The following is a 14,136-nucleotide window of genomic DNA, read 5'->3' as shown; positions in this document are numbered from 1 at the left end:
AAAAATGGCCTAACATAGAGGGCTCGTAGAGCCCTAATCTCTCAACCTTGGGCCAAAATTCAAAGGAAATTTCAAAAGGGGCTCGGAATTTTTTAATTCCGAACCCCTTTTGTCTACAAACTGAAGGGTGATACCCATTAGACATCTAATTGGTATCACCCTTCTTTATTTTAGCTGAAAGAAAAATTGAAATGTGATGGGAAACATCCCTTAGTTTTTCTCAGTTTTAAGCAAACTGTTTTATTTAGAGTCATCATTATCATCCACATCAGCATCATCATCTTCCCATGTGACTGTTTTTACTTCTTTTGTGTAGCCGTCCACTTGGACAACTGCGTCACGATCGTCTTCCAATTCAACTTCGACCAAATAATAAGGTGTCTGATTCGGGGGTTGATAAAATTCTGTATCATCACCTGTTCCTTTTACATGTTTTTCGGCAATCGCAATTGCTTCCTTTTCTGTAATGATACTATCTGCTACCTTTGTTGAGTCAATAATGGTTCCCGTATATGGGTCGAGTATTAATGTGGTTTTTTCATTATTCTTATTTACAACTGCTTTATAATAGGAGTTGTCTTTTTCCTGCACAAAATCAATTTGTTCCAGATCACCTTTTGCGGAAATTCGTTCCTTTATTTCTTTTTGGGTTAGTTGCTTATGAGGTGTTTTTTTCGTCGTTTCTTCAGTTGCATGACCTGAAGTTTCTTTAGTCAATATCTTCCTTTTTATGGAATCAACTTCCCCGCTTTTTGCATCCATCCTAATTTGATATACCCCGGTTTCAAGCTGCATTTCAATCTGATATTCTTCACCATCATTTTTCGTTGTCTTAATAATGGTACCAGGATATTTATCCTTTGCTATCTGGTTCACTTCTTCTATAGTCAAGTTTTCCGCGGATAATGATGGAGCCCACCATTGAAATCCGACAAATGAAAGCAGACCAAACACGACAATTAACCCAACTGGTACCAGCCATCTTCTACTCTTCATCGTATCACCCATCCAACGTCATCTGAATTAAATCTTGGTAAAATGAGAACTCGATAAGAATTCTCCCATTCTTTTATTTAAATCTCTTTCAGTTAAGGGACTTAAGTAAATAAAAGAGTGACGATTGTTCCCCTGCCTTCGAGACTATCCATTTCAATCCGGACATCAATTGCCTCAGCAATTTCCTTTGCCATGGAAAGCCCTAATCCTGATCCGCCTTGCTTTCGGCTTCTTGCTTCATCTACACGATAAAAGCGATCGAACACTTTTGGCAATTCAGCCTTTGGGATTCCGTCCCCTCTATCTTCGATGCGGATATATGCTTCATTACCTGTTTTTCCTATGTAGACTGAGATATGTTCGTCACTATACTTTCTTGCATTGTCCAAAAAAATGAACAAAAGCTGTTTTAACTTTTGAACGTCCGTTAATGCTTCAATTGCATCGTTGCTATGAATTTCCACTGTTCGATCGTACGCATTTTTATACACCTTTGCTAAATCTTCCATGATATCAGTCAAATTTACGTTTTCCTTCACTATATTCCATTTTTCCTGATGCTTTGCAAGCAGGAGCAATTGCTCTGTCATCTCTCTCATTCTAATGGCTTCAGAATGAATGGCCTCTATTGATTCATCAAACAAATCAGGACGCTTTAAACCCCTTCTTTGCAAAAGACTCGCATAGCTTTCGATGACAGTTAGCGGTGTTTTTAATTCATGTGAAGCATTTGATACGAATTGTTCCTGTTTTTCGAAGTTAGCTTGCAGCAAATCGATCATGTGATTAAAGGTTTTCCCCATTTCCACAAGTTCATCTTTTGAATTTTCTTCTAGGCTGAGTCGCTTAAATTGGCCACTTGTTTGAATCTCTTTCATCGTTTCAATCATCGAGCGAATCGGACGAGCAATGAAATTACTGAGAATACTGCTTGATATCAGAACAGGAATCGTGGCGATGACCGTTACAGCAATTAATACAATGCGAAGAACAGAAAGCATTTCTTCTGTTGCTGTAATGCTTTTGGTAATTTGAAGATTAACTACACTTCCATCCCCCCAAACGATCGGGTTTGAAACGAACACATACTTTTTCTGATCAAAAGTGATGATCGCGCTCTCCTCACCTGGGTAAAAGCTGCTAGGTCGATTGCATAACTGTTTTTCAGAATTGGATGTAACAACTGTTCCTTGCCTTTGACCCTCTATTACAATACCAACCATGCCATCTATAGGCACATAGGCACGTAGTAGATCATTTGGTGAAATACGATTTACATTTTCACTAACATCAAATGCCATTTTCTCTGTCTCCGCTTTCGCACGATCAAGTTCATGCATCATCACCTGTTTACTGAAAACAAAATAAATGGAAACATTCATCAAAAGAAGCAGGAAAATGAATAACACCGTTGTATATAAATTTATTTTCCTTCGAAGTCTCATTTGGCTTCCTTTATGACGTAGCCAACGCCTCTTACAGTATGAATAAGTGGCGCATCAAAGCCATATTCGAGTTTTTTTCGAACATATCGGATATACACATCCACTACGTTTGTTTCTCCATAGAAATCATACCCCCAGACCGCCTCCAGAATTTGATCCCGGTTTAGCACTTGACGCTTATTCTTCAGTAAATAAAGAAGTAAATCATACTCCTTTGGGGTTAGGTCAATTTCATTTTCTCCTCTGATGACTTCGCGCGTTTTGACATTTAACCTTAAATCAGCAGTATTTAGCCATTCATCGCCATCATCTTCCATTGAAGGTGCTGCAGTTCGCATTCTTAAAACCGCACGAATCCGAGCAAGCAATTCCTCAATTTGAAAGGGTTTTGTAATGTAGTCATTAGCGCCGAGATCAAGACCAGAAACTTTATCTTCAACCGAGCCCTTTGCCGTTAACAGGATGACAGGTGTAAAGGTGTTTTTCGTACGAATTTTACGAAGCAGCTCGATTCCGCTAATGCCTGGAAGCATGACATCCAATAAGATCAAATCCCATTTTCCTGATCCATATACTTCAAGTGCTTCATTCCCGTCCATTGCCTTTCCGATTCGGTAGCCTTCGATTTCAAGCTCTAATTCAAGCAGTCTCAAGATTTTCTCTTCGTCTTCTACGATTAATATTGATTCTTTATTCAAATGGAATGCCTCCTTTTGGGGGTTTTTTTTGTGGGACTTTATATTTTGCGAAAGAGAAATAGGATTCATTAAAGATCATGAGATTAATAGCGAAGTTAAGTTCAATAAGAAAAAGGCTGCCTCAGCAACCTTACTATTTTGAAGCAAAGCACCTGTTAGAATGTTAGGTTTTTATAGGAACCATTCACCTTGAGCAATTTTCACTACTTTACCTCCTACATGAACGTTGATTTTCCCGGTCTCATATCCTGCTTTTAAAAACAATAAAGAAGGCCTTCCGATCTCGTATCCTTGTTCTACGCGAACGTTTATTTCACTATTTTCAAAATACCGGTATTTAACTAAGTAAGAAGCTAAACATCCATTAGAACTGCCAGTGGCTGCATCTTCAGGGATACCATAATAGTCCGCAAAGTCTCGAACATTCAAATCATTTTTCGAATCATACGTTTCTGGCGAAAAAACCATAATGGCTTTTGCATCCGTATGTTCAATTAACTCAAAATATTTTTCTCTTTTAATCTTTACTTTTTTAACTGCTTCCAATGATTTTAATGGGACAACAAACACAGGGAGTCCCGTCGAAACTTCTTGAATGGGAAATCTATCATCTATGTTTTCTTTATGTATATTTAAAACTTCAGAAACTTTATCTGTATCTAAAATCCGGCCAAAAGTCGGTTCATTTTGTTTCATCCATAGAAGCTCTTCTTGATTATTGAATGTAACTGTTATCTGTCCACCTTTAAAGTTTAAAATAATATTATCCAATGGTGCTTCCAATACTTCATTTTGAATGATATATGCAGTTCCTAAAGTCGGATGTCCAGCAAAAGGAACCTCTTCATTAGGTGTGAAAATCCGGACATCATAGCCGCCATCATTTTTTGAATCAGACAAGATGAAGGTAGTTTCGGCAAAATTAATTTCTTTGGCTATTTGTTGCATTTCATTATCCGGAATATTTCCAGCGTTTTTAAAAACCGCGAGTTGATTTCCTGTATATTTTCCATTAGAAAACACATCAACAATAGAATAATTAACTCTCTCCATAAACTTTCCCTCGTTTACTTTTTAGTTATTTTAACGAATGTACAAATTATTGCATGTAAAATTTTAAAAATAAAGACGCTATTTACCCAGTTAGCTCCAAAAAAAAAAGAGCTGCCGGAGCAACTCTCATGTTAAAAGCCCTATTTTTACTTTAAGTATTATTCCGCCCCTTAATTTACGGCGTCACCTAACTTTATATAAGGTATACAGAAGTCATTAAAGATAAATTAAAGAGAAAAAGGAGGCGTATTCTATATTTTTCTCAGTAAATACAAGAGATATGGAGTGCCTATTAGAGCAACGACAAGTCCAGAAGGAATTTCTTTAGGGGCTAAAACAAGTCTTCCTATAAGATCAGCTGAAGTTAAAAGGATTCCTCCAAGAAAAAGACTGACTGGAATAACCTTTTTATGTTCAAATCCAACCATTCTCCTAGCTGCATGAGGTGCTAGTAAACCTATAAACCCGACTGTCCCTACAATGGATACACTGACTGCCCCCATACAAACTCCTAACATAATAGCTAAAAGCCTCGTCATAATAATATTTACTCCCAGTCCCTCAGCAACTTCATCTCCAAAGGAAATCACATCAAATTTCCTAATAAATAAAAGGCTCAAAGGAATTGTAATGAGAGCGACCACGCCAGCAAGTTTCAATTCATCCCAGCCCTTGGCATAGGTGCTTCCCGCTAGCCATGCCAGGGCAGGAGCTACGCCAATATTTGCTTTAACAATCAATATTTGTATAATGGCTGAACCAAATGCAGAAACCGCTACCCCCATTAACGCAAGTAGGATCGGCTGCCATTGAGTTTTCCATGACAGAAGTAAAATGATAGTGATTGAAATACTTGAACCAATCATAGCCGCAATAGGCAGAAATTGTATCGAAACGGCAGGAAATAAGACTAGGAAAATCAATGCCCCGGCCCCGCCACCAGAAGTGATCCCTAAAACTGAAGGGTCAGCCAGAGGATTTCTTAATACAGCCTGTATAAATAATCCACTTGTCGCTAATAGCATTCCAACTAGAAAGGCAGTCAATATTCGCGGAATACGGAATTGCATAACAAACGGTGAGTTAAATGACTTATCAAGCCAATCTTGAAATGTAAAAACACTTCCTGTTCCATATGAAACTGAAACTAATATAATCATAATGGTCAATCCAAATAATCCAAACAAGATCCAGCGATATGATATCGGGAGAAGTGAACTGCCGAGACGGCTTTCTCCCCTTGATTGTCTTTTTCCAGTTTTGTATGCTAAATACATTAACCAAGGTGCACCAATTAAAGCCGTCATGGCCCCAACCGGAATTTCTTGTCCTGGTTGAATCCACATTGCTAATACATCTGCGGCAACAAGTAGGTTGGCTCCCCATAAAAAAGAATGAAGTATTAAAAGCTTGTGCCCGTGTATTCCCATTAACCGAACTAAATGCGGTGCCATTAGACCGATAAAGCCTATGGGGCCGACAACACTAACTGTCACAGCAGAAAGTAAAATAGCCGTGAACCAGGCGAATGCCTTTACACGGTTTACCGATTGTCCTAACGAAGTGGCCAAGTCATCTCCAAGGGATAGGAGATCAAGTGACTTCCCTTGGAATAAAGCTATAATCAAGCCAATTAAAATGAAAAATATCGAAAATTTCACACCAGACCAATCTAGTTGTATAAGAGTTCCGGATCCCCATAAAAACAATCCATTTGTTTCATTTTCAAAAAGAAGCTGTACAGCTCCTGTAATAGAAGAAAAAAGTAAGGCAACAATCATTCCTGTAAGAGCGACACGAACCGGCTCCATAATTCTTCCTACTAAAGCTATCAACAGACCAGCGGATAACCCTGCACCGAGAAAGGAAATAACAAAAGGATAATCCCCTATATATTGTGGAAAAAAGACCATAGCGATAACAGTGAGCAAATAGGCTCCCGAATTAATTCCTAAAGTGCTGGGGGAAGCAAGGGGGTTCTTCGTTAATGTTTGTAACAGTACACCAGCAACTGCTAATGCTCCCCCGGAAAGTATACCGATAATGACTCTGGGAAGCCTGAGCCCCAGTACTATATTTTGAACATTTCCTTCATGCCAAACCTCTGTCATCATTGTTCGTATCGTATAATCTGCTTGGCCTTGATATAAATGCAGGATACTAAGAACAAACAATAGAAGGAAGCCCCCTATGAAAAGCCAAGGGGAACTCTGTTTTATTGAAGTTTTCATTTTATTCTTCCACCAATGCGTTTTCAATTTGATCTACGAGTACTTTTGCCGATAGTGGGCCTCCGAATAACCAAGTATCTTCCCCTAATGAATAAGTACGATCCTCTTTAACGAACGCTATGTTTTTCCAAACGGCATTATCATTTAATTGGTTTTCAATTATATTATCATTATCTTGAACGACATAAATGAAGTTGGCTTCTTCTAAGGCAGGAAGTGCCTCCACATTGACTGTAGAGAAACCATATACTTCAAATTTTTCATTTTGATAAGCGTTTTGTAACCCTACCTTCTCCAAAATAACCGATGCCATTGAGTTTGGTGTAAATACCCGAAGAACAGGTACTTGATTCGAGCTATAAGCCTGAGTTAACACAAATTGATTTGTTTTCAATTTTTTTCCTTGGATTTTCTCTTTTGTTTCTTTATATCTTTCATTTAATTCATTTAAAACCACATCAGCTTGATCTTCCTTTTGAACTGCTTTAGCAATTGTTTTGAAGGTTGTAACCATTTCATCGTATTGGCTAATGGATTCATCTTGTGGGTAAGGTTCAAAGAATATAGTAGGGGCAATTGATTCCAGCTCTTCTTTAATGCCCTCATGACGAAATTTTGTTGTAATAATTAGATCCGGTTCTAACTGAGCGATAGCTTCAAGATTCGGTTCTTGTCTGGTGCCCACATCTGTTACATCAGTTGATAGCTCTTCATCAATTTGTACCCATTTGTTATACCCTTCTATATCTGTAACACCAACAGGCCGTATATCAAGAGCTAACAAGTCCTCTACGTATGTCCATTCTAATACCACGATTTTTTTCGGTTTTGCGTGCAGTTCCGTGGTTCCTAATACATGCTTAATCGTTACTGGTTTATTTTCATTGGATGTTTGCCTATCAGGATTTGTCCCATCCATTTGTGATTGGTTACAAGCTGCCAATATAGTTGCAAATGATAATAAAAACAGCACCCTGAATAATTTTTTCATCATTCATTCCCCCGATTTTTTCAAGAATAGTAGATACCCAATAATGAATGGCATGTTACTTCCCATCATTTACTTTTCTCCCTTTGCCATATGGAATGCATAAAGGTGTCCCAAACAATGGATCGACAGTAATCTCACATTCTATTTGAAAAACGGAACGAACCATATCAGCGTTTACAATATCTTCTGGTTTTCCTTGAGCAAAAACGTTTCGGTTATGAATCGCTACAATATGTTGAGCATATCGACAAGCGAGATTTATATCATGAAGAACCATCACGATAGTACGCTGTTCTTTCTCGTTCAATTCAAACAGCAAATCAAGTATTTCTATTTGATGGGTCATGTCTAAATACGTGGTTGGTTCGTCTAAAAGAATGATGTCTGTTTCTTGCGCAAGTGTCATGGCAATCCAGGCTCTTTGTCGTTGCCCCCCAGATAGGGAGTCAACCGAACGATCAGCTAAAGATTTCATTCCTGTAGCTTCCAATGCATTATTCACTATCATTTCATCTTTTTCCGACCATTGTTTCAGCCAATTATGATAAGGGTATCTCCCTTGCTTTACCAATTGAATGACAGAAAGTCCTTCCGGAGCAATTGGTCCCTGTGGAAGAATAGCCAAATGTTTGGCAATTTCTTTTGTCGGCCATTTTTCTATCTCTTTCCCATCGAGAATAACAGAACCTTCCTTTGGACGTAATAGACGTGCTAAAGAACGGAGCAAGGTTGATTTACCACAACCATTACTACCTATAAAAACCGTGATTTCCCCATTTGGAATTTGTAAGTTTAGTTGGTCAATAATTATCGTTTCCCCATAGGCTAATGTTAATGATCTTGCTTCCAATGGATGCATGTTATCACTCCTAGTATTGCTCCCGACCTTAATATAGTAAATAAAATAAGGAACTCGAATGGTCTCTCTAACAACCTAAGTTTTAATATGTTATGACAGAGAATCTTCCATTGTATGGTGTCTTGTCCTAAAATACGAAAAAAAGCACAGCAGCTTAGCAACTAGAATGGAGTTCTTGAAAAACGCCTGCCTTTAAGCGCAATCCACGGATATGCAGTGATGTAGAATTCCATAAGGGAAAGATTGAAGGATTGAAGTACATACTGAAGAAAATTAGGGGACAAATTACGCTCTTCTGCTTATAATTAGGACACCAGCTCAATATTTGCACTATATTAGGCTTCCACAAAAACTGGCCACCAATTTAGCCTTTCAGGCAAGTGACTTATTGATAGTAGGAATGAGGAGAATTTAATGAAAATGAAAAGGCATCTATGTATCTGAGCCATAGATGCCTTTCTATTTGATAAATGATTTGAGTTTGAAGACCAAAAATATTTGTATCACTATATACATTCCAATACCAAAAACACTGCGAACCAGATAAACACAAGTCCAATAATATCCGACTCTTATTTTTTCAAATCCTTCTATTATTGAACTAATCTCTTTTATTGTAGCATTCATCTACGACTAACCTGCCCCATTTGTTAAAGAAGAAACTCAGCATAATTGTTTTAACCGAGCCAATGTATAAAAAAACCAGCAGATATATTGCTGGTTTTTTGTAAGTACTTCTTTTAATTGATATTGGTTCAAAGGATGGGTTGAACCTGTCTCTATTTTTTATTTAATGCTTTCTAATGCTTGCTTAACGTTTGCGAAAGAAGTAATTCCGGACATATTAATTCCGCTATTTACAACGGTTTTGGCTAATTCAGGTCGTAGCCCCGTTGTAAGGGAATGTATTCCTAGCAATTCAAGCATTTGTCCTATTTGATGAAGATGGCGTGCAATATCTGTATCTATTTTCAATATGCCTGAGAAGTCGGCAATCACATAGTTTAACCGAAGTTCAGAAATTTTGGGTACGACTTTTTCCATAATGTAATTCGCCCTATATGAATCTATAATTCCAATCAATGGGAGTACCGCAATACCATCTTTAATCAACACAATGGGCGCTGAAAGTTCAGCCAGTTCTTTTTGCGTCTTCTCCTTGTATTCGTCGGAAAGGCGTTCGAAAGCAAAAATGGTTTCATTAAGGCTTATGTCCAACATATTGTTTATCCGCTTAATAATGAAGGAATGATCTTTTAATGAAAGCTCAAACTCTAAGCTGATTTTCGTAATTATGTCGGTAAGAATGTCCCTCGTTGGCGGATAACGAACAATTATCTCTGAAATTTTCCCTTCGGGAGATATCTGTCCAGCTGCGTTCTTATTACTCCATTCAATGAGTGTTTGTGGCACTCCCTCTTCCTCGACAAAAAGAGATTGCCCTAAAAAATTTATAAATTCAATATACATTTTTATCGCTTGCTCTTTTTCCCACTGTGGAATTTCTAATTTCATACTATGCAGAACACCTTCAACGATTTCTCCAGCTAGAGATTCTGCATTATCGATTAAGTGGTTTGAAACATTCAAAACCCAGGTCATATTAGTCCAACACCTTCTTTAATCTAATAAACTCTTGTAGTAATAATAATCATTTACGTCATTGATAGTCAATTGAATTAAAAAAACATGGACGCTGCTTCCGACCTAGCTTAATACCAAATTACTAGAACGTATCTCCGGCGTGTATATTCCTCATTGAATTTAATCCAATGGTTGGATTTTAATCCTTTTTTTCGTGGGACCTTTTTGTTGAATTTTCATGATGGAAAAGTCTTTAATTTCAGTTGTGTTGTTGACGTGGGTTCCGCCACATGCTTGCTCATCAATATCAGTTATTTGAACGATTCAAATTTCGTTAAGAGAAGCTGGAAGTAAATTAATGACCGTTTTGATAAATCCTTCTTTTTGCTCCGCTTCAGCTCTACTAATTGTTTTCGTAAAACATTATGGGATTGTGCCAGTACCTTCTTTATTGATCGTTCTAATGAATCGAATGGTATTTCTTGTAGGAGAAAAAGACAGTTCTAATCTCGCATCTCCTTTTTCAATTGAACTGCTTGTAGCTAAAGCGTTGTAATGTTGATATAAATAACCTGAAATGACATGCAATAATGTGTGATACTGCATAATCCGATACCGCCAGGACCAGTCAATCTGCATTTCTACTGTTCGATTAATGTACTGTAATGGACGTTCTAGTTCATGAATAATTTCACCATCTACTTTTTTACTGTTAATATATTATAAGTTTCATCACCTTGTTTAATAATCCCTTGGTCACAAGGCTGGCCACCGCCACCTGGATAAAAAAACTGATCAAACACAACAAACCGTTCTTGTATGGAAACAATATTTGCCGTACATTCTTTTAGATAACTATTGTCTGATTATAATTCTATCGTGGCCATTTTTTCTCCTTTTTCCCTTAATATCCTCTACGAGCATTTCAACATGTTCTTTTTTCGTAGCCCAACTGGTACAAAATCTCACAACACTGTGTGTAGCATCGACTTTTTCCCAGAAGGAGAATGAATACTTTTTGCCTAATTCCAAAATTACATCATCCGGCAAAATCGGAAACTGCTGATTTGATGTGGAATCATATCGTAATGAAAATCCATTTTCAACAAATGCTTCTCGAATCATGATTGACATTTCAACGGCATGATTGGAAATTTCATAGTATAGGCCATCTTCAAATAAGGTTTCAAACTGGATCCCCAAAAGTCTCCCTTTAGCCAGTAATCCTCCCTTTTGCTTGATATAATAGCGGAAATCCTTTTTAAGGGCATCATTCATGATGACTACCGCTTCACCAAACATTTCACCAACTTTCGTTCCCCCTATATAGAATACATCACATAGCCTTGCAATATCGGCCAGGGTTAAATCGCTGTCTATTGATGCCAAACCATACCCTAATCTAATTAACATTTTTTATTAAACTTTGAAGTATCAATCGATAACACTAGTTTGACCAATTTCAAAAAATTCACTTTTAGAGCTCATACTTCAATTGCACTACCCTGCCCAATAAGAAAAGGGGCTGCCAATAAGCAGCCCCAAACGATTTATTATTGTTGAACTAACGCACTTGTTAGAATCAACTCCCTTATTGCAGGAAGAACCCGTAATTCATAGAGGACTTTCAAAAAGCCTTTTGTTTCTCACTGTTTCTGTCAATTGTCTTAATTTTTTTAATGAAATAATAATGTTTGTAGAGGGCGAGCACTACCAACAAGATTTTCACGAATAGGATGTCCACATAAAATACAGAAATTACGATGAAGAAATCGGCAATTAAGTTGATTCTGATTTTCTCTTTTCGAGTCATACCTTTTTTTTGCAGGAATGCTTCAACGTACTTTTCATATAAAGAGGTGCTTTTGAACCAGTTTTCAATTGACTTGGAACTTTTAGCAAAGCAAAAAGCAGCAAATAAGTAAAACGGACCGCCCGGCAGAACTGGTAACACAGTCCCTGCAACACCAATCACAAGAGATATGGACCCAAGAAGAAAAAATAGGATACTTTTTACTTTTTTAATTGTAATCACCTTTTTATTTATATTCTATTCCCTTATAACGTAAAGAGGAAGTCTAATTGATTCATAACATTGATTAGTATCTTCCCATTTTCTCCTTGAACTAACCTGCCCCTTTTGTTTCATAAGAAACATAGTTATTTTATTGGAAGAAACCACACATCTTCTTCTCCATATACATCTCCTGTGGGAAGAAAGCCAAAACGTTTATATAATTCACGAGCATTTTCGTTATCTTTAAATACGGTTAGACGAACTTCTTTACAATTGGTAAACCTGTTTGCTATCCAATGTACCATCTCAGACAGTGCTGCCCTACCATATCCTTTCCCCTGATATCTCTCATCAATGATGAATCCATTAATCCAGTACATATTCGTCGTATTTTCATCGTAAGCATGCATGATAAAACCGACCATTATCTCTTTGTCATAGATGGCAAAGGGCAAATAAACAATATTATCCCCGTCCGGTTTAATATAAACTTTGGCAAGTGATACGGCTACTGGCGGTACAAAGTTACTTTGCTGCTTCTTAACTTTTAGTGCTAATGCCTCTTCCCAATTTTCTCTCGTAACACTTTTCAAAAGTACTTTCATAAAACCCACCTCTAAACATAATCACCACGCATAACAGATAGCCAAAAGTATATCCTTGTTTTTAGATTGACTCGACCCCATTATTCCAACGCCCTTTCAAAACAATAATCCCCTAATTTTAACATAGTTTCCAAATAATTTTACCCATGTTCCTGCCGCTTAACTCCATAAGAAAAAGAGCTGCTATAGCAACTCCCTTATTTAAGTGTTGTTTGACCATTTAGAGCGAGTAACATTCTTTAATAGTGTTACGAATTTATATGTTACTCCATTTAAGTTTTCTACGACGGTATACGAACTACTTATATTTATACGAGTCTTTTCGTCTATGCTTGAATTAAAGCGTGACAATAATCGGTCCATTTTTAGTAAGGATAATCGTATGTTCCAATTGGGCTACATAGCTTTTTTCTGTAGCATAGGTCCAACCGTCTTCTTTTTGGAATACTTCTTCTTCAAAGGTTGAGATAAATGGTTCGAATGCGATAACCATCCCTTCCTTTAATATTTCATTATCCCATGGATCATAATAATTACAAATATGGTCAGGTGCCTCGTGTATTCTACGTCCAACACCATGTCCTGTAAGGTTTTTGATAACAGTGAATCCATGCTGTCTCGCTGTTTCGAATACTGCTTTTCCGATTCTGCTTTTTTTGGAACCGGGTTTCGCTTTCTTAAGACCTGCTTCAAATGCCTTTTTAGCAACGTCACATATTTTCGTTAATACTTCTTCTCCTTCTCCTACTACAAACGAGATTCCTGTATCTGCGAAATAACCGTTCTTTGAAGCAGATACATCGATATTTACTAGATCCCCTTCACGAATAACCCGATGACCCGGAATACCATGTGCCACTTCTTCATTAAGACTAATGCAAGTATAGCCAGGAAAATCATATTCACCTTTTGGAGCTGAAATAGCACCTGCTTTTTCTAAAAGTTCTCCGGCTATATCATCAAGTTCTTTGGTCGTTATGCCAGGAATTGTTCTTTGCACCAATTCATCTCTAATGGAGCCAACAACTTTACCTATTTCCTTCAAACCATTAAAATCTTCTTCTGTTTTTGCAATCATTTTTTTCTACCTCATTATCTTTTATCATCAATATAATAAATACGTATTAATTGTACCTTTATTTTCCCGAAAAATAAAAGCAATGTAAATTTTTTGGTACAATACCCCTCAGCTGAATTTTTCTTCGGTCAAGAAATCGACAACAAAAAGGGCTATAGCAACCGTTAGCATTCCTGTAGATTGTTAAATATCAGGTTTGAAAAAAATAGAGCCCCTCAGTAAGATACGAGTATAGAGTCCAATCTAACTCAAAGTCTTAAGGAGGAAGCCCTACTATGAATTTTAAAATGCAAAACAAACAAAATCAACTAATTGAGAGAATTACGGAACAACATCTAGTTGTTGGTGTGGATATTGCCCAACACGTACACGTGGCCCGTGCTGTAAACTATAGGGGCATTGTGGTCGGGAAACCTTTGTCTTTTGAAAATAACGAAGAGGGCTTTACTAGCTTACTAAACTGGATCAAGGAACTAAAACACATGAAAAACCTAGACACCACGATAGTCGGAATGGAACCTACCGGTCATTATTGGATAAACCTCTCAAAGTGGCTACTCAAACAAAACATGGATGTCG

14 protein-coding genes and 1 pseudogene are annotated in these 14,136 nt (G+C 37.3%); 2 read left to right on the top strand and 13 right to left on the bottom strand.

Annotation, left to right across the window (positions count from 1 at the left end; all coding sequences use genetic code 11):
* Window positions 1-240: 240 nt before the first annotated feature.
* From J7E52_RS24510 to J7E52_RS27525, 9 genes are all read right to left on the bottom strand, one after another.
* Entirely contained in the window at window positions 241-996 is a 756-nt protein-coding gene (locus J7E52_RS24510) for a PepSY domain-containing protein (protein WP_214750941.1), read from the bottom strand.
* A gap of 101 nt (window positions 997-1,097) precedes the next feature.
* Complete coding sequence (locus J7E52_RS24505) at window positions 1,098-2,441, bottom strand: sensor histidine kinase (protein WP_214750940.1); 1,344 nt, start codon at window positions 2,439-2,441, stop codon at window positions 1,098-1,100.
* Window positions 2,438-3,139: a response regulator transcription factor gene (locus J7E52_RS24500; protein WP_214750939.1), complete on the bottom strand. Its 702-nt coding sequence runs from the start codon at window positions 3,137-3,139 to the stop codon at window positions 2,438-2,440. The genes J7E52_RS24505 and J7E52_RS24500 overlap by 4 nt, the downstream gene beginning before the upstream one ends.
* 171 nt (window positions 3,140-3,310) lie before the next feature.
* The gene (locus tag J7E52_RS24495) at window positions 3,311-4,192 is read right to left on the bottom strand and encodes a PhzF family phenazine biosynthesis protein (protein ID WP_214750938.1); all 882 of its coding nucleotides are present in this window, start codon (window positions 4,190-4,192) and stop codon (window positions 3,311-3,313) included.
* Window positions 4,193-4,443: 251 nt separating this feature from the next.
* Window positions 4,444-6,423: a Fe(3+)-hydroxamate ABC transporter permease FhuB gene (fhuB, locus tag J7E52_RS24490; protein ID WP_214750937.1), complete on the bottom strand. Its 1,980-nt coding sequence runs from the start codon at window positions 6,421-6,423 to the stop codon at window positions 4,444-4,446.
* Between the two features lies 1 nt (window position 6,424).
* Window positions 6,425-7,417 carry an ABC transporter substrate-binding protein gene (locus J7E52_RS24485; protein WP_286198064.1) on the bottom strand — a complete coding sequence of 331 codons (993 nt, stop codon included), beginning with the start codon at window positions 7,415-7,417 and terminating at the stop codon, window positions 6,425-6,427.
* A 52-nt stretch (window positions 7,418-7,469) separates the two neighbouring features.
* Entirely contained in the window at window positions 7,470-8,273 is an 804-nt protein-coding gene (locus J7E52_RS24480) for an ABC transporter ATP-binding protein (RefSeq protein WP_214750936.1), read from the bottom strand.
* A gap of 786 nt (window positions 8,274-9,059) precedes the next feature.
* Entirely contained in the window at window positions 9,060-9,788 is a 729-nt protein-coding gene (locus J7E52_RS24475; RefSeq protein ID WP_286198063.1) for an STAS domain-containing protein, read from the bottom strand.
* 249 nt (window positions 9,789-10,037) lie between these two features.
* Window positions 10,038-10,172: a hypothetical protein gene (locus tag J7E52_RS27525; RefSeq protein ID WP_396020314.1), complete on the bottom strand. Its 135-nt coding sequence runs from the start codon at window positions 10,170-10,172 to the stop codon at window positions 10,038-10,040.
* 43 nt (window positions 10,173-10,215) lie between these two features.
* On the opposite strand from J7E52_RS27525, the gene J7E52_RS24465 reads away from it, so the two are divergent.
* Complete coding sequence (locus tag J7E52_RS24465) at window positions 10,216-10,413, top strand: hypothetical protein (protein ID WP_214750934.1); 198 nt, start codon at window positions 10,216-10,218, stop codon at window positions 10,411-10,413.
* 299 nt (window positions 10,414-10,712) lie between these two features.
* Here the strand turns inward: J7E52_RS24465 and J7E52_RS24460 are convergent.
* The 4 genes and pseudogenes from J7E52_RS24460 to map form a co-directional block, all read right to left on the bottom strand.
* Window positions 10,713-11,261 (bottom strand): annotated as a pseudogene (locus J7E52_RS24460) (threonine aldolase family protein); the annotation flags it as partial.
* Window positions 11,262-11,484: 223 nt separating this feature from the next.
* Window positions 11,485-11,892 carry a YbaN family protein gene (locus tag J7E52_RS24455; protein WP_309476937.1) on the bottom strand — a complete coding sequence of 136 codons (408 nt, stop codon included), beginning with the start codon at window positions 11,890-11,892 and terminating at the stop codon, window positions 11,485-11,487.
* Window positions 11,893-12,017: 125 nt separating this feature from the next.
* The gene (locus J7E52_RS24450; protein ID WP_214750933.1) at window positions 12,018-12,479 is read right to left on the bottom strand and encodes a GNAT family N-acetyltransferase; all 462 of its coding nucleotides are present in this window, start codon (window positions 12,477-12,479) and stop codon (window positions 12,018-12,020) included.
* 337 nt (window positions 12,480-12,816) lie between these two features.
* Window positions 12,817-13,557, bottom strand: a complete 741-nt coding sequence (map, locus tag J7E52_RS24445; RefSeq protein ID WP_214750932.1) for a type I methionyl aminopeptidase — start codon at window positions 13,555-13,557, stop codon at window positions 12,817-12,819.
* A 275-nt stretch (window positions 13,558-13,832) separates the two neighbouring features.
* Here map and J7E52_RS24440 point away from each other — a divergent pair.
* Window positions 13,833-14,136, top strand: a 304-nt coding sequence (locus J7E52_RS24440) for an IS110 family transposase (RefSeq protein WP_214750931.1), incomplete at its 3' end; no start/stop codon positions are given.

Origin of the sequence: Bacillus sp. ISL-34 (assembly GCF_018613325.1) — a bacterium.
Taxonomy (GTDB): Bacteria; Bacillota; Bacilli; order Bacillales; family DSM-1321; genus Peribacillus.
Note: the sequence above shows the minus strand (reverse complement) of the source record. Positions and strands in the feature narration are given on the sequence as shown.

What these genes read in the sequence shown, in the direction of transcription:
- J7E52_RS24510 (WP_214750941.1), bottom strand. Translation starts at nt 996, where the DNA reads ATGAAGAGTAGAAGATGGCTGGTACCAGTTGGGTTAATTGTCGTGTTT.
- J7E52_RS24505 (WP_214750940.1), bottom strand. Translation starts at nt 2,441, where the DNA reads ATGAGACTTCGAAGGAAAATAAATTTATATACAACGGTGTTATTCATT.
- J7E52_RS24495 (WP_214750938.1), bottom strand. Translation starts at nt 4,192, where the DNA reads ATGGAGAGAGTTAATTATTCTATTGTTGATGTGTTTTCTAATGGAAAA.
- fhuB (WP_214750937.1), bottom strand. Translation starts at nt 6,423, where the DNA reads ATGAAAACTTCAATAAAACAGAGTTCCCCTTGGCTTTTCATAGGGGGC.
- J7E52_RS24485 (WP_286198064.1), bottom strand. Translation starts at nt 7,417, where the DNA reads ATGATGAAAAAATTATTCAGGGTGCTGTTTTTATTATCATTTGCAACT.
- J7E52_RS24480 (WP_214750936.1), bottom strand. Translation starts at nt 8,273, where the DNA reads ATGCATCCATTGGAAGCAAGATCATTAACATTAGCCTATGGGGAAACG.
- J7E52_RS24475 (WP_286198063.1), bottom strand. Translation starts at nt 9,788, where the DNA reads ATGAAATTAGAAATTCCACAGTGGGAAAAAGAGCAAGCGATAAAAATG.
- J7E52_RS24465 (WP_214750934.1), top strand. Translation starts at nt 10,216, where the DNA reads ATGACCGTTTTGATAAATCCTTCTTTTTGCTCCGCTTCAGCTCTACTA.
- J7E52_RS24450 (WP_214750933.1), bottom strand. Translation starts at nt 12,479, where the DNA reads ATGAAAGTACTTTTGAAAAGTGTTACGAGAGAAAATTGGGAAGAGGCA.
- map (WP_214750932.1), bottom strand. Translation starts at nt 13,557, where the DNA reads ATGATTGCAAAAACAGAAGAAGATTTTAATGGTTTGAAGGAAATAGGT.